This is a genomic window from Pseudomonas sp. Con_6 (genome assembly GCF_059379395.1).
In genome coordinates, this window is sequence record NZ_CM182011.1 from 788525 (window position 1) to 812232 (window position 23708).

A 23708-nucleotide genomic window follows, 5' to 3' on the forward strand; every position below is an offset into this window, starting at 1 on the left:
TTTGACCGCCGTCCATTCGTGACCAAAACTCCCACAGGCCGCGTTCTTGCGGCCTGGCTCTTTAAGATGAGAATCCCGCAATGTCCCTGAAGACCATCGAAGGTACCTTCATTGCCCCCAAAGGTCGCTATGCTTTGGTGGTTGGCCGCTTCAACAGCTTCGTCGTCGAAAGCCTGGTGAGCGGTGCCGTTGACGCCCTGGTTCGTCATGGCGTGAGCGAAAGCGACATCACCATCATCCGCGCGCCTGGCGCGTTCGAAATCCCGCTGGTCACGCAGAAGGTCGCCCAACAAGGTGAATACTCCGCGATCATCGCCCTGGGCGCGGTGATCCGTGGCGGTACCCCACACTTCGAATACGTTGCGGGCGAGTGCACCAAGGGCCTGGCCCAGGTGTCCATGGAGTTCGGCATTCCGGTGGCCTTCGGTGTCCTGACCGTCGACTCGATCGAGCAGGCCATCGAGCGCTCCGGCACCAAGGCCGGCAACAAGGGCGCCGAAGCTGCCCTGTCCGCCCTGGAAATGGTCAGCCTGCTGGCGCAGTTGGAGGCCAAGTGATTAGCGACGAAAGCGATCGTTTCAACCCGCGCGATCCGAAACCCGCCGATGCGGGCAAGCCATCGAAGAGCGCCAAGCGCCGCGAAGCCCGCAAGCTCGCGACCCAGGCCCTGTATCAATGGCACATGGCTCAGCATTCGCTGAACGAGATCGAAGCGCAGTTCCGGGTCGACAACGATTTCAGCGATGTCGATGGCGCTTACTTCCGCGAGATCCTCCACGGGGTCCCGGCGAAGAAGGCCGAAATCGACAAAGCCCTCATCCCTTGCCTGGAACTGGCCCTGGAAGAGCTCGACCCGGTCGAGCTGTCCGTTCTGCGCCTGTCCGCCTGGGAGCTGCTGGTCCGCGTCGACGTGCCTTATCGCGTGGTGATCAACGAGGGCATCGAGCTGGCCAAGGTCTTCGGTGCCACCGATGGCCACAAGTTCGTCAACGGTGTTCTCGACAAGCTCGCACCCGTGCTTCGCGAAGCCGAAGTGAAGGCGCACAAGCGCTGATCCTGGCGCTGCCTGTCCATGGGTGAGTTCGAGCTGATCCGCCAGTTCTTCGCCGCCGCGCCTTGTGCGCAGGGCGGCGAAGGCATCGCCCTCGGCATCGGTGACGATTGCGCGCTGCTGGCGCCGACACCCGGCGAGCAGTTGGCGATCTCCACCGACACGCTGGTGGCCGGGGTGCATTTCCCCGCCATCAGCGATCCTTTCCTGCTCGGCCAGCGCTCGCTGGCGGTAGCGGCCAGCGACCTGGCTGCCATGGGCGCCACGCCCCTTGCCTTCACCCTTGCTCTGACCCTGGCCGATACCGATCCGGATTGGCTGCGCGAGTATGCTTGTGGGCTGAGCCAGATGGCCCGCCAGTGTGGCCTGAGCCTGATCGGCGGCGACACCACCCGCGGCCCGCTGAGCCTGACCATGACCGTGTTCGGTCGCGTGCCCGTCGGGCAGGCGCTGACCCGCAGTGGCGCGCGTCCCGGCGACCTGGTCTGTGTCGGCGGCGAGCTGGGCAATGCCGCCGGTGCGTTGCCGCTGGTACTGGGCGAGCGTGAAACCGATGCAACCCTGGCCGCGCCGCTGCTGTCTCACTATTGGTCGCCGCCACCACAGATCGCCCTGGGCCAGGCCCTGCGCGGAAAAGCCACGGCGGCACTGGATATTTCCGATGGGCTGCTGGCCGATTGCGGGCATATCGCCAAGGCGTCCAATGTGGCGTTGCGCCTGGAGCGGGATCGCTTGCCGCTGGGCGCGGCGCTGATCGGTTTCCTCGGCCTGGACGCAGCGCGTCAGGCGGCACTGGCGGGCGGCGACGACTATGTCATTGCCTTTACCCTGCCGCCTGCCGAGCTGGGCGGCCTGCTTGCCGCCGGCTGGCCGGTGCAGGTGGTCGGCCGGGTCGAGGCGGGCAGCGGCGTCAGCCTGCACGACGCTGCTGGCCATGACATCACCCCCGCCGTACGCGGCTATCAACATTTCAGGGAGACACCGTGACCGACCACCCCAATCAGGTGCCAGCGGAAAACGTTCCGCCTTCGGTCTGGCGCAACCCTTGGCATTTCCTCGCCTTCGGCTTCGGCTCCGGCACCCTGCCCAAAGCCCCGGGTACCTGGGGTTCGCTGGTGGCGCTGCCGTTCGTGCCGCTGTGGCAGATGCTGCCCGACTGGGGCTACTGGCTGATGCTCGGCGTGACCATGCTGTTCGGCTTCTGGCTGTGCGGCAAAGTGGCCAACGACCTCGGGGTGCATGACCACGAAGGCATCGTCTGGGACGAGATGGTCGGCATGTGGATCACCCTCTGGCTGGTGCCCGAGGGCTGGCTGTGGTTGCTCGCCGGGTTCCTGATGTTCCGCTTCTTCGACATCCTCAAGCCATGGCCGATCCGCTGGGTCGACCGGCATGTGCATGGCGGGGTGGGCATCATGCTCGACGATGTGCTGGCCGGCGTGTTCGCCTGGCTGGGCATGCAAGTGCTGGTATGGAGTCTGATTTAAAAGGGAGTCGCGTCATGCGCATGTGGCGACAGTGGCTGCTATTGGTGGCCATGCTGGCTGGGATGCTGGAAATCGCACGGGCTGGGCCCTTGCCGGCGGAGGTGCGCCTGGCCAGCGAGAACTGGCTGGATTACACCAATGCCGACGGCACGGGCGTGGCCTGGGACGTGTTGCGCAAGGTGTTCGAGCCGGCCGGAGTCAAGGTTCGGGTGCTCAGCGCGCCTTACACCCGGGCTATCGGCCTGGTGAAACGCGGCGAGGCGGATGCCTGGGTCGGCTCCTACCATGAGGAGAACTCCGACAACCTCTACCCCCGCTGGAATTTCGATTCCGACCATATCTACGCCCTCGGCCTGGCCAGCAAGCCAGTGCCGACCAAGGACAATATCGGCCAGTTCCGCCTGTCCTGGGTACGTGGCTACGACTACCAGAACTACCTGCCCAATGTCGGCTACTACCGCGAAGTGCAGCGCCGCGACGGCATACTGCCAATGCTGGAGCGTGAGCGGGTGGACTTCTATGTCGATGCCCTGACCGAGGTGAACTACGTCCACGCCCAGGCCGAGCACCCGGAGCAATTCCGCAGCACTCATGTCGCCGAACTGCCGTTGTACCTGGCCTTCGGCAACACGCCGGAGGGCAAGGCGCTGCGTGACCTGTTCGACAAGCGCATGGACGAGCTGGTGCCGAGTGGCGCGCTGAAGCCGATTTTCGAACACTGGAAGCAACCGTATCCGTTCGGTCAGCCCGGTAAGTAGCCTGGACAAGATCGAACTTTTCGATCTTTTTCCCCGCAAATTCAGCATAAGCAGCGCCTGCACGCTGCTGTTACAATCGGCCCACGTCAATTTTCATGCATATCAGGAGCACAAGGTGCCCGTCGTTTTCGTTGCTGCTTCCAAGCTGCCTACTCCTTTCGCGACTTTCACCATGCACGGTTTTCTCGATGAAGCCACCGGCCGCGAGCACGTCGTGCTCAGCCTCGGTGATGTCGCCGACGGCCAGCCGGTGCTGGGTCGCCTGCATTCCGAGTGTCTGACGGGCGACGCCCTGTTCAGCCAGCGGTGCGATTGTGGTTCGCAGCTCGAAGCCGCCCTGCAAGCCATCGCCCGGGAAGGGCGTGGCGTTCTGCTCTACCTGCGCCAGGAAGGCCGTGGCATTGGCCTGCTGAACAAGATCCGCGCCTACGAGCTGCAGGATGGCGGTGCCGACACCGTCGAAGCCAACGAGCGCCTGGGCTTTGCCGCCGACCAGCGTGACTACGCCATGTGCCGGCCGATGCTGGAGCACCTCGGTGTCACCTCGCTGCGCCTGATGACCAACAACCCGCGCAAGGTGAAGGCGCTGACCGACATGGGCATCGTTGTCGCCGAACGCGTGCCGCTGCATACCGGGCACAACCCGCACAACAAGCACTACCTGGCCACCAAGGCCGGCAAGCTCGGCCACATGATGGGCAACGAGCACCAGGGCGAGGCTGGCCGGGCGTGACCCGCAGCCAGGTTCGCGCACGCCTGACCCTGGCCTGGTGGCAGTACCTGGCGGTGGCGCTGGCGCCGCTGCTGGTGTTTGCCTGGGCCTTCGGCGGTGGTGATCCGGTGATTCCTGTATTGGCCATGCCGATGTTCATTGCCGGCGTGGCTTCGATGTTCCTCACCTTGCCGCGTTTCGGCGTGTACAAGCACGCGCTGATCGCTACCGGCAAGGCCCTCGATACGGACGCCGAACCGGCGGCCTGGATCGAGCTGGCACGGGTGCGCCGCCTGGGCATGCTGTTCGCCTGCCTGCCGGCCTGGGTCGCCGCGCTGTCGGTGTTCGTCGGGCTGGAGGCGGTGCCGCAGATCCTCCTGGCGATCTCCAGTGTGGTGATCCTCTACCTCTACCGCCTTCCTCGCCAACTGGCCTGATGCGCGGGTTGCTCCTGCTGGTGTTGCTGGCCTGCGCCGGCTCGCTGGCAGCGGCGCCGCGGGTGGTCAGCCTGGCGCCTTCATTGACGGAAATCGTTGTCGAGCTTCAGGCCGGCGATCTGCTGGTGGGCGTGCTTGATGCCGGTGACCGGCCGGCGACGCTGGCCCAGGTGCCTTCGGTGGGCCGCTACGGCCAGCTCGACCTGGAGCGTCTGCTCAGCCTCAAGCCCGACCTGATCCTGCTCTGGCCCGCCAGCGTGCCGCCGGCCCAACGTGCACAACTGGAGCGCCTCGGCATTCCTCTGTACAGCGCCGAACCCCATGACCTCGACAGCCTGATCGCGCAGGTCGCCCTGATCGGCGAAAGGCTTGGCCGTGCGCAACAAGGGCAGCGGCAGGCGGCCGTGCTGCGTATGCGCCTGGACGCGTTGCGCCAGCGCTATCACCGAGAGCAGCCGTTGCGGGTGTTCTACCAGGTGTGGGACAAGCCGCTGTACACGGTTGGCGGCGGGCAGATCATCAGCGATGCCTTGAAGGTGTGCGGTGCACGCAATCTGTTCGATGACCTGAAGCTGCCGGCGCCGCAGGTCGGTATCGAAAGCGTGCTGCAGCGCGATCCGCAGGTGATCGTGACAGGCGATCAGGCGCAACTGAAGGCCTGGGCGCGCTGGCCGGCGGTCAGCGCGGTGCGCGACCGCCGCTTGCTGGTGCTGCCGGACAAGGGCCTGGAGCGGCCCAGCGGGCAGATGATCGAGGCCACCGCGAAGCTCTGCGAGGCGCTGGCTAGAGCTCCGGGGTCCAGTTGATGGCGAGCATCCAGGTGCGGCCTTCTTCGCGGTAGCCGTGGAAGTCACCTGCGTAGGAGTACTGGGAGCGGCTGTAGTCCTTGTCCAGCAGGTTATCGGCTTTCAGGTCGAGGCGGATCTCAGGGGTGAGGGCCCAACTGGCGCGGGCGCCGATCAGGCCATAGCCGCCCAGCTGGCGCTGATTGTCGACGTCGGCGTAGCTGCTGCTCACTGCCTGCCATGAAGCACCGACACCCAGGCGATCGAACTGCCGGTCCAGATCCAGGCTCAGGGTGCGGCGCGCGCGGCGCTCCAGCGTGTGGCCGCTGCCCAGGTCGCGAGGATCGATCAGCGCCAGTCCCAATTGGCTCTGCCAGCCGAACCAGTCCTGTTTCAGCGTGGTTTCGAAACCGATGATGCGTGCCCTGTCGACGTTGTAAGGTGCGTCCACGGCAAACGCGATGGCATCCCGCAAGTCGGTGCGATAGAGCGAGGTTTCCAGGCGGCTACTGTCACTCAGCTGGCTGCGCCACTGAAGCTCGTAGCTCTTCGAGTGTTCCGGCTTGAGATTCGGATTGCCGAAGGCCGGGTAATAGAGGTCGTTGAACGTTGGCGCACGGAAGCCTTCGCTATAGGACAGCAGGAGGTCGTTATCCACATTCAGCGGCACGGTCAGGCTGCCGCTCCAGGTGGTCTGTCCGCCGAACTGCTGGTTGCGGTCGCGGCGCAGGCCCAATTCGGTGGAGAAGTGCTCGCCCTGGAACCGGTGCTGGATAAAGACGGCGCGGTTCCAGCGACTGTCCTCTTCGAACCTGGCATTTGCGTACAGGCCGTCGGCGTTCAGGCGATCGACCCAGGCATCGCCGCCCAGCAGCAGGCTGTGCGCGTCATTCAGGTCGAACGTGTTCTGCCATGCGAGCGAGTCGCGGTAGGTGGTGAAGGTGCTGGAGGTGCCGAGTTTGTCGCGCGTTTCTCCGCGGTTTTCGCTGTGTCCCAGTTCCAGGCGTGAATGCCATCGTTCGCTGAACTGCGCGCCAAGATAGCCGCTGACACTACTCAGCGAAAACTCATCCCATGGTTTCAGTTCCGAACCGAAAGGGCTGTCGAATTCTCGCTTGCCGTGGTTGTCCAGCGCGGTGATACCCATTTCCAGGTCGTCGCTCAGCTGGTGCGACAGGTTCAGGCTCAGCGACCGGTTGCGATAGGCATCGTGGTCGTTGTCGCCAGGGAAGGACTGGCGGGTGTCATCGATCCCGGCACTTTCATCGAGGCTGGCGCCGAGGCTGAAGCGGGTGCGCCCGTCGCCGCCGGAAAGGCCGAGGCTGCGCTGGAAGGTCTGCTGGCTTCCCGCAGCGAAGCGCAGGCGTCCTTGCAGGCCCTGTTCGGCACCGCGCCGGGTGAAGATCTGGATCACCCCGCCCATGGCATCGCTGCCGTAGATCGCCGAGCGCGAGCCGCGCAACACTTCCACCCGTTCGATCTGCTCGACATCCAGGTATTGCAGGGCGCTGTCGCCGGACGAGGTATTGGCGATGCGCTGGCCGTCCACCAGCACCAGGGTCTGCGCGGCCTTGGTGCCACGGACGAAGATCCCCGGCAGGCTGCCGCGGCCGCCGGTGTGCGCCACTTGCACGCCGGGGACGCGGGTCAGCAGCTCAGTGACGTTGCCCGGTTGCAGGCGCTCGATGTCGTCGCGGGTGAACACGGTAGTGGCGGCGCTGGACTGGTTGCGGTCCTCGACCTGGCGGTTGGCGCTGATGACCACGTCGGGCAGCTTGAGGGCGGCGTCGCGGTCCAGGGGTTCGGCGAGGAGCGGGGTAGGGAGGCAGAGCAGGAGTGGGGCAAGGCGGGGGAGATTCATTGGCGCTTCCAAAGCATTCGCGGGTGAATCCGCTTCCACAGTGTGGGAGCGGGTTCACCCGCGATGAGGTCCTTACAGGCCCAGCAGACTCATGCGCTGGCGCACCGAATCCTCGATCCCCGCCGCATCCAGCCCACACTCGGCCAGCATCTGCGCCGGCTTGGCGTGCTCGACGTAGATATCCGGCAGCCCCAGGTGCAGCACCGGCTTGAGCGCGGCCTCACGCGCCAGGAACTCGCTCACCGCCGCACCGGCGCCGCCCATGATGGCGTTTTCTTCGATGGTCACCAGCAGTTCGTGGCTGCCGGCCAGTTCCCGCACCAGGGCCTCGTCCAGCGGCTTGACGAAGCGCATGTCGACCACGGTGGCGTCGAGGGTCTCGGCGACCTTCAGCGCTTCGGCCAGTTGCACGCCGAACACCAGCAGGGCGACCTTGCTGCCCTGGCGGCGAATCACGCCCTTGCCGATTTCCAGCGGTTCCAGGGTGTTCTCGATAGCTGCGTTGGGGCCGCTGCCGCGCGGGTAACGCACCGCCGCCGGGCCGTCGTACAGGTGGCCGGTGCTGAGCATGCGGCGTAGTTCGTTCTCGTCGCTCGGGGTCATCACCAGCATGCCGGGGATGCAGCGTAGGTAGGAAAGATCGAAGCTGCCGGCGTGGGTCGGACCGTCTTCGCCCACCAGGCCGGCGCGGTCGATGGCGAACAGTACGTCGAGGTTCTGCACCGCGACGTCATGGATCAGTTGGTCATACGCACGCTGGAGGAAGGTTGAGTAGATTGCCACCACCGGCTTCGAACCTTCGCAGGCCATGCCCGCGGCCAGGGTTACCGCGTGTTGCTCGGCGATCGCCACGTCGAAGTAGCGCTGTGGATAACGTTCGCTGAAGGCCACCAGGTCGGAGCCTTCCTTCATCGCGGGGGTGATGCCCACCAGGCGCGGGTCGGCGGCGGCCATGTCGCACAGCCACTGGCCGAACACTGCGGAGTATTTTGGTCCGCCGGCCTTCTTCGGTGCGGCGGCAGGTTTGTCCACTGGCTCCAGCTTGGTGATTGCGTGGTAGCCGATCGGGTCGACCTCGGCCGGGGCGAAGCCCTTGCCCTTCTTGGTCACCACGTGGAGGAACTGCGGGCCCTTGAGGTCGCGCATGTTGCGCAGGGTGGCGATCAGGGTCGGCAGGTCGTGGCCGTCGATCGGGCCGATGTAGTTCCAGCCCAGTTCTTCGAACAGGGTGCCGGGGACCAGCATGCCCTTGGCGTATTCCTCGGTGCGCCGGGCGATTTCCCAGGCGCCGGGCAGGCGCGACAGGACTTTCTTGCTGCCCTCGCGCATGCTCGCGTAGGTGCGGCTGGAGAGGATCTTGGCCAGGTAGTTGGACAGGCCGCCGACGTTGCGCGAGATCGACATGTCGTTGTCGTTGAGGATCACCAGCATGTCGGCGTTGACTTCCTGGGCGTGGTTCAACGCCTCGAAGGCCATGCCCGCGGTAAGGGCGCCGTCGCCGATCACCGCGATGGACTTGCGCGACTCGTTGCGCAGGCGGGCGGCGATGGCCATGCCCAGCGCTGCGCTGATCGAGGTGCTGGAGTGGCCAACGCCGAAGGTGTCGTATTCGCTCTCGCTGCGCCGCGGGAAGGCGGCGATGCCGTCCTTCTGGCGCAGGGTGTTCATGCGCTGGCGGCGACCGGTGAGGATCTTGTGCGGGTAGGCCTGGTGCCCGACGTCCCACACCAGACGGTCGTCCGGGGTGTCGAAGACGTAGTGCAGGGCGATCGTCAACTCGATGACGCCCAGGCCGGCACCGAAGTGCCCGCCGGTCTGACCGACGGTGTAGAGCAGTTCCTGGCGCAGTTCGTCAGCCAGGTTCTCCAGGTCGGCTTCGGCCAGACGACGCAGGCCGGCTGGCGTATCGGCACGGTCGAGCAGCGGCGTGACCGGGCGTTCGCGGGGGATCTCTTGAAACGTCGTGGGCATCAGGCGAGTCGTTATAGGTTTGAAGACGCGGCAGTTTACCCCATTGGGAGAAGACTGCCCATTCGATGGGCCTGGCTGGCATCTGCTGTGGTTTTGAGGGCCTCATCGCGGGCAACGCCCGCTCCCACAAAGATTGTGCACACCGCAGAACCCTGTGGGAGCGGGCGTTGCCCGCGATGAGGCCCGAGAGCCGGGCAGATCAGTTACGGCGTTCGACGATGTAGCGTGCCAGTGCCCGCAGCGGCTCGGCCGCTGCGTCAAACGGACGCACCGCTTCCAGCGCCTGGTCGCGCAGCTCCAGGGCGTAGGCCTTGGCCGCGTCGAGACCGAGCAGGGCCGGGTAGGTGGGCTTGTCGCGGGCGATATCGGCGCCTTGGCGCTTGCCCAGGGTCGCGGTGTCGCTTTCCACGTCGAGAATGTCGTCCTGCACCTGGAACGCCAGACCAATCGCCTGGGCGTACTGCTGCAGGGCGTTGAGTTCGGCTTCACCAGCACGCTCGCTGGCCAGGGCGCCAAGGCGCACGCTGGCTTCGATCAGCGCGCCGGTCTTGTGCCGGTGCATGAACTCCAGAGCGGCCTGGTCGAGCTTGAGGCCCACCGAGCCGAGGTCGATGGCCTGGCCGCCGACCATGCCCGGCGAGCCCGCCGCCTTGGCCAGCACCCGCACCATGGCCAGACGCGTGGCATCGCCCGGCGCACTCAGGCGCGGGTCGAGCAGGGCGTCGAAGGCCAGGCTCTGCAGACCGTCACCGGCAAGAATCGCGCAGGCTTCGTCGAAGGCCTTGTGGGTGGTCGGCTGGCCGCGACGCAGGTCGTCGTCGTCCATCGCCGGCAGGTCGTCATGCACCAGGGAATAGGCGTGGATCAGTTCCACCGCGCAGGCCGCGCCATTGGCCTGCTCGGCCTTGCCACCCAGCGCTTCGCAGGCGGCGTAGGCGAGCAGCGGACGGACACGCTTGCCGCCGTTCATCACGCTGTAGCGCATGGCTGCATAAAGGCGGGTGAGTTCAACCGAGGGTGCCTGGAACAGCGGTTCCAGCGCAGCGTCGACCCGCGCCTGGCACTGGGCCTGGTAGGTGCCGATCATTGCTCGGGGTCCGCGTCGAATGGCTCGGCGGCCAGCTCGCCGTCACGCTCCAGAAGGATCTGCACCTTCTGCTCGGCCTGGGTCAGGGCGCCCTGGCAGTCGCGGGTCAGGCGGATGCCTTGCTCGAAGGCGGTCAGTGAGTCTTCCAGCGACAGCTCGCCGTTCTCCAGGCGCTCGACCAGGGCTTGCAGGTCGGCGAGGGATTGCTCGAAATCGATGGCGGCTTTTTTTCGGGCCATGGCGTCTGTCTCGGTGGCGGTCGGAACGGCGCGACACTAGCAGAGCAGGGCATCCGGGGCAAATCAGCGAGGGTACCGAGGGTCGTGTTCCGGGATCGCGTTGTGGGCGTTCATGGCTCTCTGCCATAATCGCGCCCGCTCAGCGTCCAGAGCATCCCATTCCCGCCGTTGTGTGATGGACCACCTCTGTGAGCCTTCTCTCGATCGAATCTGCGCTGTGCTTCCTGCTGTTCTTCGTCCTCTACTGGAGCCTGTGCTGGAGCCCCCGGCTGCAGAACATCCTGCTGCTGGCAGGCAGCTATGGGCTGGCGGCGAGTTTCAGTCCCTTCGCCCTGTTCGTGCTGTTCGGCTACACCCTGGCGGTGCACGGGCTCGGTTTGCTCGCGGCGCGCTGGCCGGGACGCAGGTTCAGCTACCTGGCGTTGCTGCTCCTGGTGCTGGGCGGCTTCTACCTGTTCAAATACCAGGAACTGCTCGTCGGCGGTGCCCAGGCGGCGCTGGCCGGACTGGGGCTGGCGGTGTCACTGCCGGTATTGCAGGTACTGGTGCCGATCGGCTTTTCCTTTTATGCCTTCCATTCCGTCAGCTATGTGGTGTCGATCAATCGCGGCGAGCTGGCGCCGGTGCCGCCGCTGGACCTGGCGTTGTACCTGGCGTTCTTCCCCAGCCTGATCGCCGGTCCGGTCAACCGCGCTACCCATTTGCTGCCGCAGATCCGCGCCGCAGGGCTGCGCCAGGTGCTGGAACCGCAGCGCGCGCTCGGGTTGATCGCCCTGGCGCTGGTCAAGGTGTTCCTGCTCAGCGGCTGGCTGGCCAGCGAGTGGGTCGATCCGGTGTTCGAAACGCCGGGCAACTTCACCCCGGCGCAGGTCCTCCTGGCCGTGTATGGCTACAGCCTGCAGATCTACTTCAACTTCAGCGGCTACACCCACCTGGTCACCGGCATCGCCCTGTTGCTGGGCTATCGCCTGCCGCCCAACTTCGACGCGCCCTACGTGGCGCGCAACCTGCGCGAGTTCTGGATGCGCTGGCATATCAGCCTGTCCAGCTTCATCCGCGACTACGTGTATATCCCGCTGGGCGGCAATCGACATGGCGCCTGGCGGGCGATGCTGAACATGCTGCTGGCGATGCTGGTGTCCGGGCTCTGGCATGGCGCCAGCGTGAATTTCCTTGTCTGGGGCGCGCTGCATGGCGTGGGCCTGGGGCTGTACAAGCTGTATGCGCGGCTGCACTGGCCGCTGCCGGCCTGGCTGGGCCGGGTGCTGACCTTCCACTACGTCGCCTTTGCCTGGATCTTCTTCCGCAGCACCAGCCTGGAAGGGGCGCTGGACATGTTCGAGGGGCTGTCCGCCCCCGACCTGTTTGGCGACAGCGGCCTGCTGGTGTTGGCCTGCGCGCTGCTCCTGGCGATTTATCCACAGGCGCTGGCCCTGATGCGTGCCGGCTTCGCTGCCAGTACGCGCTTGCCGTGGCCGTTTTACCCGTTGCCGCTGGCGCTGTTCCTGGCCCTTGTTATCTTCGCGGCGCCGTCTGGCGTGCCGGGGTTCATCTATGCTGGCTTCTGACAATCGCCAGCTGCTGCGCAGCCAGCTTGGCGCGGCGCGGGTGGCCTATGCGTTGCTGGTGGTCGGCGTGCTGCTGGCCTGGTTGAACCAGCAGTCCCTGGCCCTGTACTGCCAGCAGAAGTACCACCAGCGCTGCGAACTGCCGATGCTGAGCGAAAGTGCGACCTGGCGCCTGGGCGGGAGTCTCAACCAGGCCTTTGTCGACGCTCGCGAGCGTTTCTTCGACAGCCTGACCGCGCAGCGGGTCGAAGCTCCGGCGCCTGTACCCGAGCCACCCGCGCCGCCGCCGGTAGTCGAGCTAGCACCCAATATCCCGGTGGTGACGGTGCGGCTCGATGCCCCGGCGGCCAGGCCCGTGGCACCAAAGCCGAAACCGCTGCCGGTCCCGGTGGCCAAACCTGTCCCGGCGTCACCGTCACCGCCAGTCGCCTACTCGCCACAGGTCACCCTGAGCGCCAATGACGAAGTCTTCCTGGTCGGCGACTCGATGATGCAGGGCGTGGCGCCGCACCTGTCCAACACCCTGCTCAAGCGCCATGGCATTCGCAGCGTCAATCTCAGCCGGCAGAGCACCGGGCTGTCCTACCCGGGCTTCTTCGACTGGCCGCGGACCGTGGCCAAGACACTGCGCGAGCACCCGCGGATCCGCCTGATGGTGGTGTTCCTCGGTCCCAACGATCCCTGGGACATGCCGCAAGGCAAGGGCAAGCCGTTTCTGCGCTTTCGTACTCCGGCCTGGGAGCTCAGCTATCGCCAGCGCATCGACGCCATCCTCGATCCGGCCCGCGAGCGTGGGGTGCAGGTAATCTGGGTTGGTCCGCCGAACATGCAGCAGCCCCGGTTGTCGACGGCCATGGCTTATCTCAGCGACCTGTATCGCCAACAGGCGCAGCAACATGGCCAGCACTACGTTTCGGCCAATGTGGTGCTTGGCTACAAGGCCGGCGAGTTTTCTTCTACCGTTGACAACGGCCAGGGCGGGCAACTACGCACCCGGGCCGACGATGGCATCCATTTCACCATTCCCGGGCAGAAGCTCATCGCCAACCAGGTGTTGGCCCTGATCGCCTTTCCCGGCCCAACCGTGACGGGGCATTGAGATGCGTCGAGTGTTTTCCTGGGTGATCCTTGGCGGGTTGTTGCTGACGGGGGGCGCCCAGGCGCAGAGCCGCGATGGCAACCTCGGACTGCTGGCCAGCAAGCTGCGCATGGCGGCGCGGGCACCAGTGAATGTGGTCCAGCTGGGTGATTCGCATACCGCCGCGGACCTGTTCACCGGTGAGTTGCGCCGGCTGTTGCAGAAGGACTACGGCGACGGCGGCATTGGTCTGGTCACGGCGGCGCCGGTGCCGGGCACGCGCTACGAGCAGGTCCTGCTCAAGGCGGCCGAGGCACAGTGGAAGCTGGTGTCGGCGCGTAATCAGCAGAGCGAGCAGTTCCCGCTCGGCGGTTATCTGGTATTGCCGCAGGCGGACAAGGCCAGCGTCCGCATCGAGGCGCGCCAGGCGGATGAGCAGCGTTACCGGGTGTCCGCGCTGTACCAGGCGCAGCAGAACAGCAGCCTGGGCGTGCGGGACGGGCAGAACCCGGACCGCCGCTTGCTGCTGGTCGCTACCGCCGGGCAATGGCGCTTCAGTCCGCTGCTGAACAATGTGCAGTTGCCAGTGGAACTGTCGGTGGAGAACGCGCAAGGACTGGGGCTCGGCGGCTGGTTCATCCAGGGGCAGAAGAATGCCGGGGTGACTCTGTCTGCCCTCGGCATCAATGGCGCGCAACTGACGGTGACGGACAAGTGGCAGGCGGGCTGGCAGGAGACCTTGAAGTCGTTGCGGCCGGACCTGCTGATCCTTGCCTACGGGACCAACGAGGCCTTCGATCCGGCCTTCGACCTGGCGCAGTACCGCGAGCACCTGGGGCGGATCGTCGGTGACCTGCGTCGGCAGTTGCCGCAGGCGGTGATCGTGCTGGCCGGGCCGCCGGATTCCATCAGGCAACGCCATGCCCAGGGCTGCGCGGCGCGGGTGCCGGCGGTGCTTGCGGATATCGTCGAGGCGCAGCGCGAGGTGGCGAAGGCGAACGCAGCGCTGTATTGGGACTGGCAGGGGTTCATGGGCGGGCCGTGCTCGATCGAGCAGTGGCAGGCGAGCGGGTTGGCCCAGGGGGACCTGATTCACCTGACGGCGGAGGGGTATCGCAAGAGTGCGGGTGGGTTGTATGGGTTCCTGAGGAAGCAGTTGGGATTGAGGTAGACCTTGGGGGCCTCATCGCGGGCAACGCCGGCTCCTACAGGGATCGCGAACCCCGCGGGACCTGTGGGAGCCGGCGTTGCCGGCGAAAGGACCGCAAAGCGGTCCCCGGTTACGACTCAGTTCTTCGCGGTCTTGACCCCAGGCTCCAGCTTCACCGTCTCTTCCAGGGTGAAACGCCCCAGCGGGTTCTGCAGGAAGTTCTGGATATTGCTGCGCGAGATGTTGATGTACGGGCTGTAGTACAGGTCGATCCAGTGGGTGTCCTGCTTGGCCAGCTTTTGCAGTTCGAAGTACATCTGCTCGCGCTTGACCGGATCGCTTTCCAGCCGTGCCGCGGCCACCAGGTCCTTGACCTTCTCGTTGTGGTAGCGGGTCATGTAGTTCTGGTTGGTGTCATGCCCGAGAACGAAGGTAGTCTTCTGGTTCGGGTCGAGCACGTCGTTGGTCCAGTACATCACCGACAGGTCATAGTCGCCGTCCACCAGCATCTGCCAGCTCATGGTCGGATCGACCTTCTGCAGGGTGGCGGTGATGCCGACATCCGCCAGTTGCTTCTGCACCAGCACGGCGGTCTGCTCGTCGGCTTCGTTGCCGGCGTTGACCACGTAGTTGAGCTTCAGGCCTTCGGCACCGGCCTTCTTCAGCAGTTCGCGGGCCTTGGCCGGATCGAACGGACGCTGCAGGTTGTTGGGGTTGTGGTACAGCGAGCCCTTGGGAATGTACGAGTAGGCGACTTCGCCATGGTTGAAGGTCACGGCCTTGACCAGAGCCTTCTTGTCGATCGCCAGGTCGATCGCTTCGCGTACTTCCGGCTTGCCCAGCAGACCTTTGGAGTGGTTGATCAGCAGGTGGTCTTCGCGGGTCGACGGGTCGATGTGAATGGTCAGGTTCGGGTCTTTCGCCAGGGCATCGACGCGGGAGAAGGGCACGAAGATCGCCGAGTCCAGCTCGCCGGCCTGGACCTTGAGCATGCGCGTGTTGTCGTCGGGAATGGAAATCCACTCCACGCCGTCCAGGCTGACGTTGGCGGCGTCCCAGTAGTTCGGGTCCTTCTCAAGGATCACCCGGTCGCCACGCAGCCATTCCTTGACCTTGAAGGCGCCGGAGGTCACCGGTTCCTGGGCGTAGGCATCCTCACCCATGCGCTCCATGGCCTTCTTCGACAGGATCGACAGGTTGGCGGTGGTCAACTGGGCGAGGAACGGCACCGACTTGCCTTTCAGGGTTACTACGAGGGTCTGGTCGTCGACGGCCTTGGCGGTGTCGATGTCCTTGTAGGCATCAGCCCAGAGCGAGCCCGGGTTGTCGCGGATACGCAGCATGGAGAAGGCCGCGTCTTCGGCGGTGATGGGCGAGCCATCGGAGAACTTGGCCTTGCGCATCTTGAAGGTGTAGGTCAGGCCGTCGTCGGAAACCTTCCAGCTTTCCGCCAGGCCGGGTACCAGCTTGGTGCCGCTGTTATCGACCCGGATCAGCACGTCGTAGACGTTGCCGAACACCCAGCTGTCGCGGTTCTGCGCACTCTTGATCGGGTCGAAGGTGGTGCTTTCCTCACGGCAACCGATGGTCAGCACGCCTGCTGCCTGGGCCACGCCAGCAGTCAGGGCGCTGGCGGCCAGCAGTGCGGCGGTGAGTAACTTCAATGCTCCGGGTTTCATGCTCAAGCTCCATTTGATGATGTTTTTGGATCAGTACAGCGCTTGCGAATGGACGCAGGCGTACTGCCTGGCGCCCAGCGAACGGGTGGGTGGCGCACTCTCCCGGCAGGCCGGCAGGGCGTGTCGGCAACGGGGGTGGAAAGCGCAGCCGGCGGGCAGGTGCAGCGGGCTTGGCGGCTCGCCCGGCAGCGGTTGCTCGGGCAGGCGGCGGGCCGGGTCGATGTCGGCGACCGATTGCAGCAGTGCCGCGGTATAGGGGTGGCGCGGCGATTCGAAGACCTCGTGCACCGGGCCTTCCTCGACGATCCGCCCCAGGTACATCACCGCCACGCGGTCGCACAGGCGGCGCACCACGGTGAGGTCGTGGGTGATGAACAGCAGCGCGAGGTTCATGCGCTCGCGCAGCTCCAGCAGCAGGTTGATGATCTGGCCCTGGATCGACACGTCGAGGGCGGCGACGCATTCGTCGGCGATGATCAGCCGCGGCTCGATGGCCAGGGCCCGGGCGATGCCGACCCGCTGGCACTGGCCGCCGCTGAGCGAACGCGGTTTGCGTACGGCCAGTTCCGGGCGCAGGCCGACCAGTTCGAGCAGCTCCGTGACCCGTGCGTCGATCTGTGATTCCGGCACCTTGCGCTGCACTCGCAGCACTTCGGCAAGGATGTCGCCGATGCGCTGGCGCGGGTTCAGGGCGCTGTACGGGTCCTGGAAGATCATCGCCGTTTCATGGCGCAGGCGGGCGATTTCGGCCGGGCCGCCGTGGGCCATGTCGATGCCGTCGAAGAGGATCTGCCCGCCGGCCACCGGGGTCAGGTGCAGCACGGCCCGGGCCAGGGTGCTCTTGCCGCAGCCGGACTCGCCGACCAGGCCCAGGGTTTCCCCGGCGTGCAGTTGCAGCGAGGCGCCATTGACTGCATTGACCTTGCGCGGGCGCAGGCCGAACAGGCCTTCGCCTGCGGCGGAGAATTGCACACGAAGGTCGTTGACCTGCAACAGCGGGGTCATGACACACCTCCGGCGAGTAGCGGCGTATGGCAGGCCAGGCGATGGCCGGGCTCGGTTTCTTGCAGTTCTGGCAGGCGTTCGTGGCAGATCGCCGAGGCCTTGGCACAGCGCGGGCCGAAGCGGCAGCCGGGGGGCATGTCGCCGAGCAGCGGTGGCTGCCCGCCGATGGTGTTCATCAGGCGCTGCGAGCTTTGCGCCGCCGGATGGCAGGCGAGCAAACCGGCACTGTAGGGATGTTGCGGACGGGCCAGCAGTTGGGTCTTGCTGCCGTGCTCGCACAGGCGCCCGGCGTACATCACGGCGATGCTGTCGCAGGTCTGCGCGACCACGCCCAGATCGTGGCTGATGAGGATCATCGACAGGCCGCGGCGGTCGCGCAGTTCCAGCAGCAGGCGCAGGATCTGCGCCTGCACGGTGACGTCGAGGGCGGTGGTCGGCTCGTCGGCGATCAGCACCTTGGGGCTGCAGCCCAGGGCCACGGCGATCATTGCTCGCTGGCGCATGCCTCCGGAAAACTCATGGGGGTAGTTGTCGACCCGCGACTGCGGATCGGGGATGCCCACCTGGCGCAGCACCTCGATGGCCTCGGCCCGCGCTTCCCGGCGCGAGGCGCCCTGGTGCAGGCGAATGCCCTCGGCGATCTGCTCGCCGATGCGCATCAGCGGATCGAGGTGGCTGCTGGGGTTCTGGAAGATCATGCCCAGTTCGCGTCCGCGCATCTGGCGCATGCCGGCGTCGTCCAGTTTCAGCAGGTCCGTGCCGGCCAGCCGCACGGCCGTGCCTTCCAGGCGCAGCTTGGGCGAGGGCAGCAGGCGCACCAGGGCGCGGCAGGCCATGGTCTTGCCCGAGCCGGACTCGCCCACCAGGCCAAGGATCTCGCCCTCGCCAAGGCTGAACGACAGGCGATCGACCACGGCGACCTCGTGCTGATCGAGGCGGGCGATCACGCTGAGGTCTTCGACCTGCAATAGCGGCGTGGTCATGTACGGTCTCCCAGGCGTTCGGCGACGCCGTCGGCGAGCAGGCTGAAGCCCATCGCCAGGGTCACTACGGCAAGGCCCGGGAAGGTGCAGATCCACCAGGCACTGGTGATGAAGCTCTGGCCTTCTGCAACCATCGTGCCCCATTCGGCGGTGGGCGGCTGTACGCCAAGGCCCAGGTAGCTCACCGCCGCGCCGTTGAGCAGCACCAGCACGGCGTCGGACATGCAGAACACCACCGAGCTGAACAGCGCGTTGGGCATCAGGTGCCCGAAAAGAATGCGCCGGTGGCTGAAGCCGAGGCTCTTCGCCGCCAGGGCGAAGTCGCTTTCCTTGAGCACGAGGATCTGCGAGCGGATCAGCCGCGCGTAGGACACCCAGCCGACCAGTGCCATGGCGATATAGAAGCTGCCAAGGCCCGGGCCGAGAATGGCCATGATCGCCAGCATCAGCACCAGGAAGGGGAAGGCCAGGACGATGTCGATCAGGCGCATGCATACCGTGTCCAGACGCCCGCCGACGTAGCCGGCGATCGCGCCGATGCAGGTGCCGAGCAGGAACGGGAAGATCACCCCGACCAAGGCCATCTGCAGGTCGACGCGCGCGCCCCAGATCACCCGCGAAAGGATGTCGCGGCCGAAGTTGTCGGTGCCGAAGGGGTACGCCAGGCTCGGCGGGGCCAGGCGCAGGTCGCCGTTCTGCAGCAGCGGGTCGTAGGGCGCGATCCACGGCGCGAATAGCGCGAACAGGCCCCAGCCAAGGATGATGGCGAGACCGCAATACAGGGTCAGGCGGCCATTGCCAAGGTTCCAGCGCAGGCGCCAGCGAACGGGAAGTGCAACGCTGGGTGTGCTCATTGGATCTTCACCCGCGGGTCGATGGCTGTGGTGACCACATCAGCGATGAAGTTCACCGCCACCGTCGCACAGGCCAGGACCATGGCCACGCCCTGGACCACCATGTAGTCGCGGGTGAAGATCCCGCGGACCAGCAACTGACCGACGCCGGGCAGGGAAAACAGGCTTTCGATCACCACCGTGCCGCTGATCAGCCAGCCGATGTTCACCGCCAGCAGGTTGACCGTCGGCACCATCGAGTTAGGCAGCACATGGCGGCGGAACACGGCGTTTTCCGAGAGGCCGCGGGCACGGGCGGCGGTGACGTGGTCGGCCTGCAGCTCCAGCAGCATGCTGGCGCGCAGGTTGCGCACCAGCACCGCCGACAGGGCCAGGGCGATGGTCAGGCAGGGCAGCACCAGGTGGTGCAGCTTGTCGGTCCATTCACGGCCGTAGCCAGACACCGGGAACAGCCCCCAGTGCACGCTGAACAGCAGGATCAGCATCAGCCCCAGCCAGAACGCCGGCAGGCCAAGGCCGGCGGTGGTGAAGAGGCGGATCAGGTTATCGGCCCAGCCGCCCTTGTTGCGCGCGGCGACGGTGGCCAGGGGAACGGCGATCAGCAACGCCAGGAGCACGCTGCCGGCCACCAGCATCAGGGTCGGTTCGATGCGCGTGGAGATCAGCTTCAGCGCATCGACCCGGTACAGCAGGGACTGACCGAGGTCGCCGTTGAGCAGGTTCTTGAGGAAATACAGGTACTGCACCCAGATCGGTTCGTCGAGGCCGAACTGGGCACGGATCTTCTGGATCGCGTCCGGCGTGCTGCGCGAGCCGAGCAGCACCCGTGCCGGGTCGCCGGGAATGGAGCGGACCAGGACAAAGGTGATCAGGCTGATGCCGAACAGGACCGGTAGCAATTGCAGCGGGCGGGTGAGGACGAAACGGTAGCGTGCCAGGTTCATCGATCAACCCCGGTTGCGCTGCAGGAAGTCCAGCAGCACCGGGAAGTAGGCCTGGGGTTCCTCGTAGAACGGCATGTGGCTGCTGTTGGGGAACACGTGCAGCTCGGCGTCCTGCACCGCCAGCTTCATGCGCATGGCGCAGGCCGGGGTGAGTTCGTCGTGCTGGCCGGTGGTGATCAGCACCGGCATGCGGAAGTCGCCCATCTCCTCGAGCCGGTTCCAGTCCTTGAGGTTGCCGGTATAGAGGAACTCGTTGGGGCCCTGCATGGCGCAGTACGGGTCCATGTTCCAGTCGCCCAGGGAGCGCTGCACCGGGGCTGGCCATTGGTCAAGGCGGCAGACGTGGCGGTAGTTGAGCAGAGTGATGGCGGCCTGGTACTGCGGGTGATCGAGTTGGCCCAGGGCTTCGAAGCGCTGCATCATCGCCACGGTCTCGCTGCCGAGGGCGCCGCGCAGGCGGTCCAGCTCGCCGGTAAGGTGCGGGATGTCGGCGGCGGTGTTTTCCAGGATCAGGCTTTTCAATGCCTGCGGATGATGGATGGCGTACTCGATGGCCAGCCAGCCGCCCCAGGAATGCCCGAGCAGGTGGACGCGGCCGAGGTCGAGGGCCTGGCGCAGGGTTTCCACCTCGGCGACGTAGCGGGTTATGTTCCACAGGGAGGCGTCGTCGGGCCGGTCGGAAGCGCCGGTGCCGAGCTGGTCGAAGGTGACCACCCGGTAGCCCTTGTCCTTGAGCCAGGCATGCGCATCGCGCAGGTAATCGCAGGGCAGGCCGGGTCCGCCGTTGAGGAGCAACAGCACCTCGTCCCCTTCGCCGTAGCTATAGGCCACGAGATTATGGCCATCGACCGAAACGTCGAACTGCTGGTCGGGTTGGATCTCACGCCACATCGCTACTCTCCTGTCGGCAATGGTATTCGGCTATACCCTGCGCAGGAGATTGCTTCGCCTACAAGCTAGTATTTCCTATAGGTTTCGTCTGGCAGTCCCGCGCCGAGCCGTGGCATTCTACGTGGCGGACTTCAAGATGGAAATCCGGCAGAGGTATACACACAGGGAGTGCAAGGAATGCAGGCCAAGCTGGCTGACCTCAAGAGCCGTCTGTTGTCTGGCAGGAGCCTCGACGAACAGATGGACATCATCGCCGAACTGGCGGCGGAACTGGGCTTCGAGGCCCTGGCCTACGACTATACGGCCGTGCCGCTGGACCACGTCGGTACCGTGCTCACCCCTCCGGTGGTGAGTCTGCGCAACACCCCCGATAACTGGGAAGAACTCTGGTGCTCCGAGGGCTATTACCAGCTCGATCCGGTGCAGCACCTGGCAATTACTTCGATTGCCCCGTTCGTCTGGTCCTATCGACCCGAGGACGAGACGGTCCTGCAACCCCTGCTCGATCGCCGCCACGCGCCGGTCAGCAGTTATCTGCAGGATGCCCAGCTGGCCCATGGCGCCACCATTCCCATCCATTTGCCCCGTGGGGGTTTTGCGACCCTGACCGGTTTGCGCTCGAACCAGGAACGCGATGTGGCCGGGGCCCATCACGCGCTTGCGGAGTTCAGCCTGATCGCCCATGCCTTGCAGGAAGCGGCCTATCCGTTGGTATTGAAGGAAAGTGCCAAAAAGAGCATTCGTCTCACCCCCCGTGAGCTGGAATGCCTGCGCTGGGCTGCCGACGGCCTGACGGCGGCGCAGATCGCCGAACACTTGCACCGCTCGCTGGCGACGATCTCCCTGCACCTGACCTCGGCCATGCACAAACTTGGTGCGAAAAATCGCGTGCAAGCGGTAGCCCGTGCCGTGCATTACCGGCTGCTCGACGACTGACGACGGAAAAATCGCGAAAACCTAGAGAATTCTCTAGTTATGCACACGCGTACTGACGGCTATCGTGTGTCCTACGACTCGCACGGAGCTGGATGAAATGGAAATCATCAAATCGATTGAAGGCTTTGCCCCCTTTGGCAGTTACCAGACCTGGTACCGCATCACCGGTGACCTCAAGTGCGGGCGCACTCCGCTGGTCATCCTGCATGGTGGCCCGGGTTGCACCCATGACTATGTCGATTCCTACAAGGATGTCGCCGCGGGCGGGTACCCGGTCATCCACTATGACCAGTTGGGTAACGGTCGTTCGACCCACCTGCCGGACAAGCCGGAGTCGTTCTGGAACCCGCAACTGTTTCTCGACGAACTCGACAACCTGCTCGCCCACCTGGGTATCCAGGACCACTATGCGATCCTCGGCCAGTCGTGGGGCGGCATGCTCGGGACCCTGCATGCGGCACGGCGCCCTGCCGGCCTGCGCTGCTTCGTGATCGCCAACTCGCCGGTGGACATGCATTTCTGGGTCGTGGAAGCCAACCGGCTGCGTTCCGAGCTGCCGCCCGAGGTGCAGGAAACCCTGCTGCGCCACGAAGCCACCGGCGACTACAGCGCTCCTGAGTACATCGCCGCCACCCGGGTGTTCTACGAGCGCCATGTGTGCCGCCTGGAGCCTTGGCCGGATGAAGTGACGCGGACCTTTGAGCAAGTGGATGCCGACCCGACCGTGTACCACGCCATGGTCGGTCCGAACGAATTCCACATCATCGGCAACACCAAGGACCTGAACATCATCGACAGCGTGGGCAAGATCAACGTGCCTTGCCTGCTGATTTCCGGGCGCTATGACGAGGCGACGCCGGCGGTGGTCAAACCCTTCCTGGATCTCATCCCGGGGATCACCTGGGCGCTGTTCGAGAACTCCAGCCATATGCCGCATGTCGAAGAACGGGTGGCGTGCATGGGCACCGTGGTGAAGTTCCTCGACGAACATCTCTGATTTCCCTTTGGCCGCCTGGCGGCCATTTTTCTTCCCTTCCTCAGGCCTGTCGCGGCGTTCTGCCCGGTGGGCCTGAGTTTTTTCCGGGCCTCTGCAATGCGACACGTCCTGACGCAGTGCTCTGCCAGTCTTGGCGCATAGCCACCGATCACGACGCGAGGAACCGCGATGCCCATCCGTCCCCAGCCTTCCACCTGGTTCTGCAAACGCTGCAACTGGAAGAAAACCGTCGCACCCGGCAGCGATGCGCTAGGCCCGGGCGACTATTTTACGGCTTGTCCCGCCTGCGCCAGCAGCGACCTCGGCATGCGCAGGCCGACCGCGCTGGAATTGGTACTGATTGGCATCCTGCCGTTCACAGGGCGTCGCTAGGCGCTGCAATGTGGTCTTGAGAGGGTGCGGCAACGCCGCCTCGCTTGGCATAATGACATCATCTTTTCGCAGCAGCGCTGCGATCAATCCCGATCTGCCTCGAATCGAAGGAATGACCCCGCATGAATCGTATGTTCGTCAGCCCCTGGCTGTCGGTCTCGCCCAACGGCCCGGTGACCATTGCTCATCCTCACAATCATGATCTCGTGCACCTGCGCCAAGGCGAAATGGATGGCGCGTGTGGTCCTTATTGCGTGGTCATGACCTTGATTACCCTGGGCGTGATGTCCCGTGCACAGGCGCAATCGCTGGAGCGGGTCGACGGGCGGACGCGCCTGGGCCGTTTTCGCGAGTCGCTGATGTGCTTCGGGGCCCTGGTGTCCGAAGGCACCGACGATTTCGACGTGAGCTGGTTGGTGGATAGCTTCCGTCGGGCCGGGGTCACGGCCGAGCCGCTGGAGATCGCCTCGCGCCGCAAGAAGACCGTGCGCAATATCGCCGACGCTATCGACGAACTGAAAATTCCTATCGTCGGGGTCGACTGGGAGGGCGGTTCCGGTCACTGGCTGCTTGTGATCGGCTATCAGGGCTACCAGGCGGACGATGAGGATGAATTGCAGATCACTCATCTGCTGTGCCTTGACCCTACCAGCGACGCTCCGCGGGTATCGCTGTGGAACGCCGTGATAGAGGTGTTCGAGGAAGATGGCGAGGCGGTCAACGAAGGCCGTTACTACTGCCGTCACTGGGGCCCGAACGACGCTCCCACCGCGTGCCGGATCGGCGGCAGCGTGGTGGTGGGGCTGAACAGCAAGGCTGAGGCGGATTATTTCTACTGAGTCCCGCGGGGGAAATGTCAGTCA

25 protein-coding genes are annotated in these 23708 nt (G+C 65.3%); 15 read left to right on the forward strand and 10 right to left on the reverse strand.

The features are described 5' to 3' along the window. The first annotated feature begins 80 nt into the window (after positions 1-80). The 8 genes from ribH (at position 81) to AC5QPF_RS03680 (ending at position 5251) form a co-directional block, all read left to right on the forward strand. On the forward strand, positions 81-557 hold the full coding sequence (gene ribH / locus AC5QPF_RS03645) for a 6,7-dimethyl-8-ribityllumazine synthase (protein ID WP_009397441.1): 477 nt from the start codon (positions 81-83) through the stop codon (positions 555-557). Next, positions 554-1054, forward strand: a complete 501-nt coding sequence (gene nusB, locus AC5QPF_RS03650) for a transcription antitermination factor NusB (RefSeq protein WP_494962035.1) — start codon at positions 554-556, stop codon at positions 1052-1054. The genes ribH and nusB overlap by 4 nt, the downstream gene beginning before the upstream one ends. 18 nt (positions 1055-1072) lie before the next feature. Then, entirely contained in the window at positions 1073-2038 is a 966-nt protein-coding gene (gene thiL / locus AC5QPF_RS03655) for a thiamine-phosphate kinase (protein ID WP_494962036.1), read from the forward strand. Further along, a complete protein-coding gene (locus AC5QPF_RS03660; RefSeq protein WP_494962037.1) occupies positions 2035-2538 on the forward strand; it encodes a phosphatidylglycerophosphatase A in 504 nt (167 codons plus the stop codon). Before thiL ends, AC5QPF_RS03660 begins: the two co-directional genes overlap by 4 nt. Positions 2539-2588: 50 nt before the next feature. Continuing rightward, positions 2589-3296 (forward strand): substrate-binding periplasmic protein, encoded by a 708-nt coding sequence (locus AC5QPF_RS03665; protein WP_494964122.1) that lies wholly within the window; start codon positions 2589-2591, stop codon positions 3294-3296. A gap of 115 nt (positions 3297-3411) precedes the next feature. Beyond that, complete coding sequence (ribA, locus tag AC5QPF_RS03670) at positions 3412-4029, forward strand: GTP cyclohydrolase II (protein ID WP_494962038.1); 618 nt, start codon at positions 3412-3414, stop codon at positions 4027-4029. Then, on the forward strand, positions 4026-4445 hold the full coding sequence (locus AC5QPF_RS03675) for an MFS transporter (RefSeq protein WP_494962039.1): 420 nt from the start codon (positions 4026-4028) through the stop codon (positions 4443-4445). The genes ribA and AC5QPF_RS03675 overlap by 4 nt, the downstream gene beginning before the upstream one ends. Beyond that, positions 4445-5251, forward strand: a complete 807-nt coding sequence (locus AC5QPF_RS03680) for a helical backbone metal receptor (RefSeq protein ID WP_494962040.1) — start codon at positions 4445-4447, stop codon at positions 5249-5251. Before AC5QPF_RS03675 ends, AC5QPF_RS03680 begins: the two co-directional genes overlap by 1 nt. Here AC5QPF_RS03680 and AC5QPF_RS03685 read toward each other — a convergent pair. The 4 genes from AC5QPF_RS03685 to AC5QPF_RS03700 all read right to left on the reverse strand — a co-directional run bounded on the left by AC5QPF_RS03685 (position 5229) and on the right by AC5QPF_RS03700 (position 10388). After that, on the reverse strand, positions 5229-7091 hold the full coding sequence (locus tag AC5QPF_RS03685; RefSeq protein ID WP_494962041.1) for a TonB-dependent receptor domain-containing protein: 1863 nt from the start codon (positions 7089-7091) through the stop codon (positions 5229-5231). The genes AC5QPF_RS03680 and AC5QPF_RS03685 overlap by 23 nt on opposite strands. Positions 7092-7163: 72 nt before the next feature. Further along, on the reverse strand, positions 7164-9062 hold the full coding sequence (gene dxs / locus AC5QPF_RS03690) for a 1-deoxy-D-xylulose-5-phosphate synthase (protein ID WP_494962042.1): 1899 nt from the start codon (positions 9060-9062) through the stop codon (positions 7164-7166). A gap of 199 nt (positions 9063-9261) precedes the next feature. Further along, a complete protein-coding gene (gene ispA / locus AC5QPF_RS03695) occupies positions 9262-10149 on the reverse strand; it encodes a (2E,6E)-farnesyl diphosphate synthase (RefSeq protein ID WP_494962043.1) in 888 nt (295 codons plus the stop codon). Continuing rightward, positions 10146-10388 carry an exodeoxyribonuclease VII small subunit gene (locus AC5QPF_RS03700; protein WP_494962044.1) on the reverse strand — a complete coding sequence of 81 codons (243 nt, stop codon included), beginning with the start codon at positions 10386-10388 and terminating at the stop codon, positions 10146-10148. The genes ispA and AC5QPF_RS03700 overlap by 4 nt, the downstream gene beginning before the upstream one ends. Positions 10389-10576: 188 nt before the next feature. On the opposite strand from AC5QPF_RS03700, the gene AC5QPF_RS03705 reads away from it, so the two are divergent. The 3 genes from AC5QPF_RS03705 to AC5QPF_RS03715 are packed head-to-tail and all read left to right on the forward strand — an operon-like array spanning position 10577 to position 14205. Continuing rightward, positions 10577-11956, forward strand: a complete 1380-nt coding sequence (locus tag AC5QPF_RS03705; protein WP_494962045.1) for an MBOAT family O-acyltransferase — start codon at positions 10577-10579, stop codon at positions 11954-11956. Next, the gene (locus AC5QPF_RS03710) at positions 11943-13055 is read left to right on the forward strand and encodes a DUF459 domain-containing protein (RefSeq protein WP_494962046.1); all 1113 of its coding nucleotides are present in this window, start codon (positions 11943-11945) and stop codon (positions 13053-13055) included. Before AC5QPF_RS03705 ends, AC5QPF_RS03710 begins: the two co-directional genes overlap by 14 nt. A 1-nt stretch (position 13056) precedes the next feature. After that, positions 13057-14205, forward strand: coding sequence for a GDSL-type esterase/lipase family protein (locus AC5QPF_RS03715; RefSeq protein WP_494962047.1), 1149 nt, complete (start codon positions 13057-13059; stop codon positions 14203-14205). A 116-nt stretch (positions 14206-14321) separates the two neighbouring features. On the opposite strand, the gene AC5QPF_RS03720 is transcribed toward AC5QPF_RS03715, so the two are convergent. From AC5QPF_RS03720 to AC5QPF_RS03745, 6 genes are read right to left on the reverse strand one after another with little or no spacing between them, the layout of a single operon-like run. Further along, on the reverse strand, positions 14322-15863 hold the full coding sequence (locus tag AC5QPF_RS03720) for an ABC transporter substrate-binding protein (RefSeq protein WP_494962048.1): 1542 nt from the start codon (positions 15861-15863) through the stop codon (positions 14322-14324). Between the two features lie 30 nt (positions 15864-15893). Then, positions 15894-16868 carry an oligopeptide/dipeptide ABC transporter ATP-binding protein gene (locus tag AC5QPF_RS03725; protein WP_494962049.1) on the reverse strand — a complete coding sequence of 325 codons (975 nt, stop codon included), beginning with the start codon at positions 16866-16868 and terminating at the stop codon, positions 15894-15896. Next, entirely contained in the window at positions 16865-17851 is a 987-nt protein-coding gene (locus AC5QPF_RS03730; RefSeq protein WP_494962050.1) for an oligopeptide/dipeptide ABC transporter ATP-binding protein, read from the reverse strand. The genes AC5QPF_RS03725 and AC5QPF_RS03730 overlap by 4 nt, the downstream gene beginning before the upstream one ends. Continuing rightward, the gene (locus AC5QPF_RS03735; protein WP_494962051.1) at positions 17848-18705 is read right to left on the reverse strand and encodes an ABC transporter permease subunit; all 858 of its coding nucleotides are present in this window, start codon (positions 18703-18705) and stop codon (positions 17848-17850) included. The genes AC5QPF_RS03730 and AC5QPF_RS03735 overlap by 4 nt, the downstream gene beginning before the upstream one ends. Then, a complete protein-coding gene (locus tag AC5QPF_RS03740; RefSeq protein WP_494962052.1) occupies positions 18702-19649 on the reverse strand; it encodes an ABC transporter permease subunit in 948 nt (315 codons plus the stop codon). Before AC5QPF_RS03740 ends, AC5QPF_RS03735 begins: the two co-directional genes overlap by 4 nt. Before the next feature lie 3 nt (positions 19650-19652). Then, positions 19653-20540: a proline iminopeptidase-family hydrolase gene (locus AC5QPF_RS03745; protein WP_494962053.1), complete on the reverse strand. Its 888-nt coding sequence runs from the start codon at positions 20538-20540 to the stop codon at positions 19653-19655. A 177-nt stretch (positions 20541-20717) separates the two neighbouring features. On the opposite strand from AC5QPF_RS03745, the gene AC5QPF_RS03750 reads away from it, so the two are divergent. From AC5QPF_RS03750 to AC5QPF_RS03765, 4 genes are all read left to right on the forward strand, one after another. Then, entirely contained in the window at positions 20718-21476 is a 759-nt protein-coding gene (locus tag AC5QPF_RS03750; protein WP_494962054.1) for an autoinducer binding domain-containing protein, read from the forward strand. 97 nt (positions 21477-21573) lie between these two features. Further along, positions 21574-22473, forward strand: coding sequence for a proline iminopeptidase-family hydrolase (locus AC5QPF_RS03755; protein ID WP_494962055.1), 900 nt, complete (start codon positions 21574-21576; stop codon positions 22471-22473). 168 nt (positions 22474-22641) lie between these two features. Next, positions 22642-22845: a hypothetical protein gene (locus AC5QPF_RS03760; protein ID WP_494962056.1), complete on the forward strand. Its 204-nt coding sequence runs from the start codon at positions 22642-22644 to the stop codon at positions 22843-22845. 122 nt (positions 22846-22967) lie between these two features. Continuing rightward, a complete protein-coding gene (locus AC5QPF_RS03765) occupies positions 22968-23684 on the forward strand; it encodes a hypothetical protein (protein ID WP_494962057.1) in 717 nt (238 codons plus the stop codon). Positions 23685-23708: the final 24 nt, after the last annotated feature.

What these genes read in the sequence shown, in the direction of transcription:
- ribH (WP_009397441.1), top strand. Translation starts at nt 81, where the DNA reads ATGTCCCTGAAGACCATCGAAGGTACCTTCATTGCCCCCAAAGGTCGC.
- thiL (WP_494962036.1), top strand. Translation starts at nt 1,073, where the DNA reads ATGGGTGAGTTCGAGCTGATCCGCCAGTTCTTCGCCGCCGCGCCTTGT.
- AC5QPF_RS03665 (WP_494964122.1), top strand. Translation starts at nt 2,589, where the DNA reads ATGCTGGCTGGGATGCTGGAAATCGCACGGGCTGGGCCCTTGCCGGCG.
- AC5QPF_RS03680 (WP_494962040.1), top strand. Translation starts at nt 4,445, where the DNA reads ATGCGCGGGTTGCTCCTGCTGGTGTTGCTGGCCTGCGCCGGCTCGCTG.
- AC5QPF_RS03685 (WP_494962041.1), bottom strand. Translation starts at nt 7,091, where the DNA reads ATGAATCTCCCCCGCCTTGCCCCACTCCTGCTCTGCCTCCCTACCCCG.
- dxs (WP_494962042.1), bottom strand. Translation starts at nt 9,062, where the DNA reads ATGCCCACGACGTTTCAAGAGATCCCCCGCGAACGCCCGGTCACGCCG.
- ispA (WP_494962043.1), bottom strand. Translation starts at nt 10,149, where the DNA reads ATGATCGGCACCTACCAGGCCCAGTGCCAGGCGCGGGTCGACGCTGCG.
- AC5QPF_RS03700 (WP_494962044.1), bottom strand. Translation starts at nt 10,388, where the DNA reads ATGGCCCGAAAAAAAGCCGCCATCGATTTCGAGCAATCCCTCGCCGAC.
- AC5QPF_RS03710 (WP_494962046.1), top strand. Translation starts at nt 11,943, where the DNA reads ATGCTGGCTTCTGACAATCGCCAGCTGCTGCGCAGCCAGCTTGGCGCG.
- AC5QPF_RS03715 (WP_494962047.1), top strand. Translation starts at nt 13,057, where the DNA reads ATGCGTCGAGTGTTTTCCTGGGTGATCCTTGGCGGGTTGTTGCTGACG.
- AC5QPF_RS03720 (WP_494962048.1), bottom strand. Translation starts at nt 15,863, where the DNA reads ATGAAACCCGGAGCATTGAAGTTACTCACCGCCGCACTGCTGGCCGCC.
- AC5QPF_RS03725 (WP_494962049.1), bottom strand. Translation starts at nt 16,868, where the DNA reads ATGACCCCGCTGTTGCAGGTCAACGACCTTCGTGTGCAATTCTCCGCC.
- AC5QPF_RS03730 (WP_494962050.1), bottom strand. Translation starts at nt 17,851, where the DNA reads ATGACCACGCCGCTATTGCAGGTCGAAGACCTCAGCGTGATCGCCCGC.
- AC5QPF_RS03735 (WP_494962051.1), bottom strand. Translation starts at nt 18,705, where the DNA reads ATGAGCACACCCAGCGTTGCACTTCCCGTTCGCTGGCGCCTGCGCTGG.
- AC5QPF_RS03740 (WP_494962052.1), bottom strand. Translation starts at nt 19,649, where the DNA reads ATGAACCTGGCACGCTACCGTTTCGTCCTCACCCGCCCGCTGCAATTG.
- AC5QPF_RS03745 (WP_494962053.1), bottom strand. Translation starts at nt 20,540, where the DNA reads ATGTGGCGTGAGATCCAACCCGACCAGCAGTTCGACGTTTCGGTCGAT.
- AC5QPF_RS03750 (WP_494962054.1), top strand. Translation starts at nt 20,718, where the DNA reads ATGCAGGCCAAGCTGGCTGACCTCAAGAGCCGTCTGTTGTCTGGCAGG.
- AC5QPF_RS03755 (WP_494962055.1), top strand. Translation starts at nt 21,574, where the DNA reads ATGGAAATCATCAAATCGATTGAAGGCTTTGCCCCCTTTGGCAGTTAC.
- AC5QPF_RS03760 (WP_494962056.1), top strand. Translation starts at nt 22,642, where the DNA reads ATGCCCATCCGTCCCCAGCCTTCCACCTGGTTCTGCAAACGCTGCAAC.
- AC5QPF_RS03765 (WP_494962057.1), top strand. Translation starts at nt 22,968, where the DNA reads ATGAATCGTATGTTCGTCAGCCCCTGGCTGTCGGTCTCGCCCAACGGC.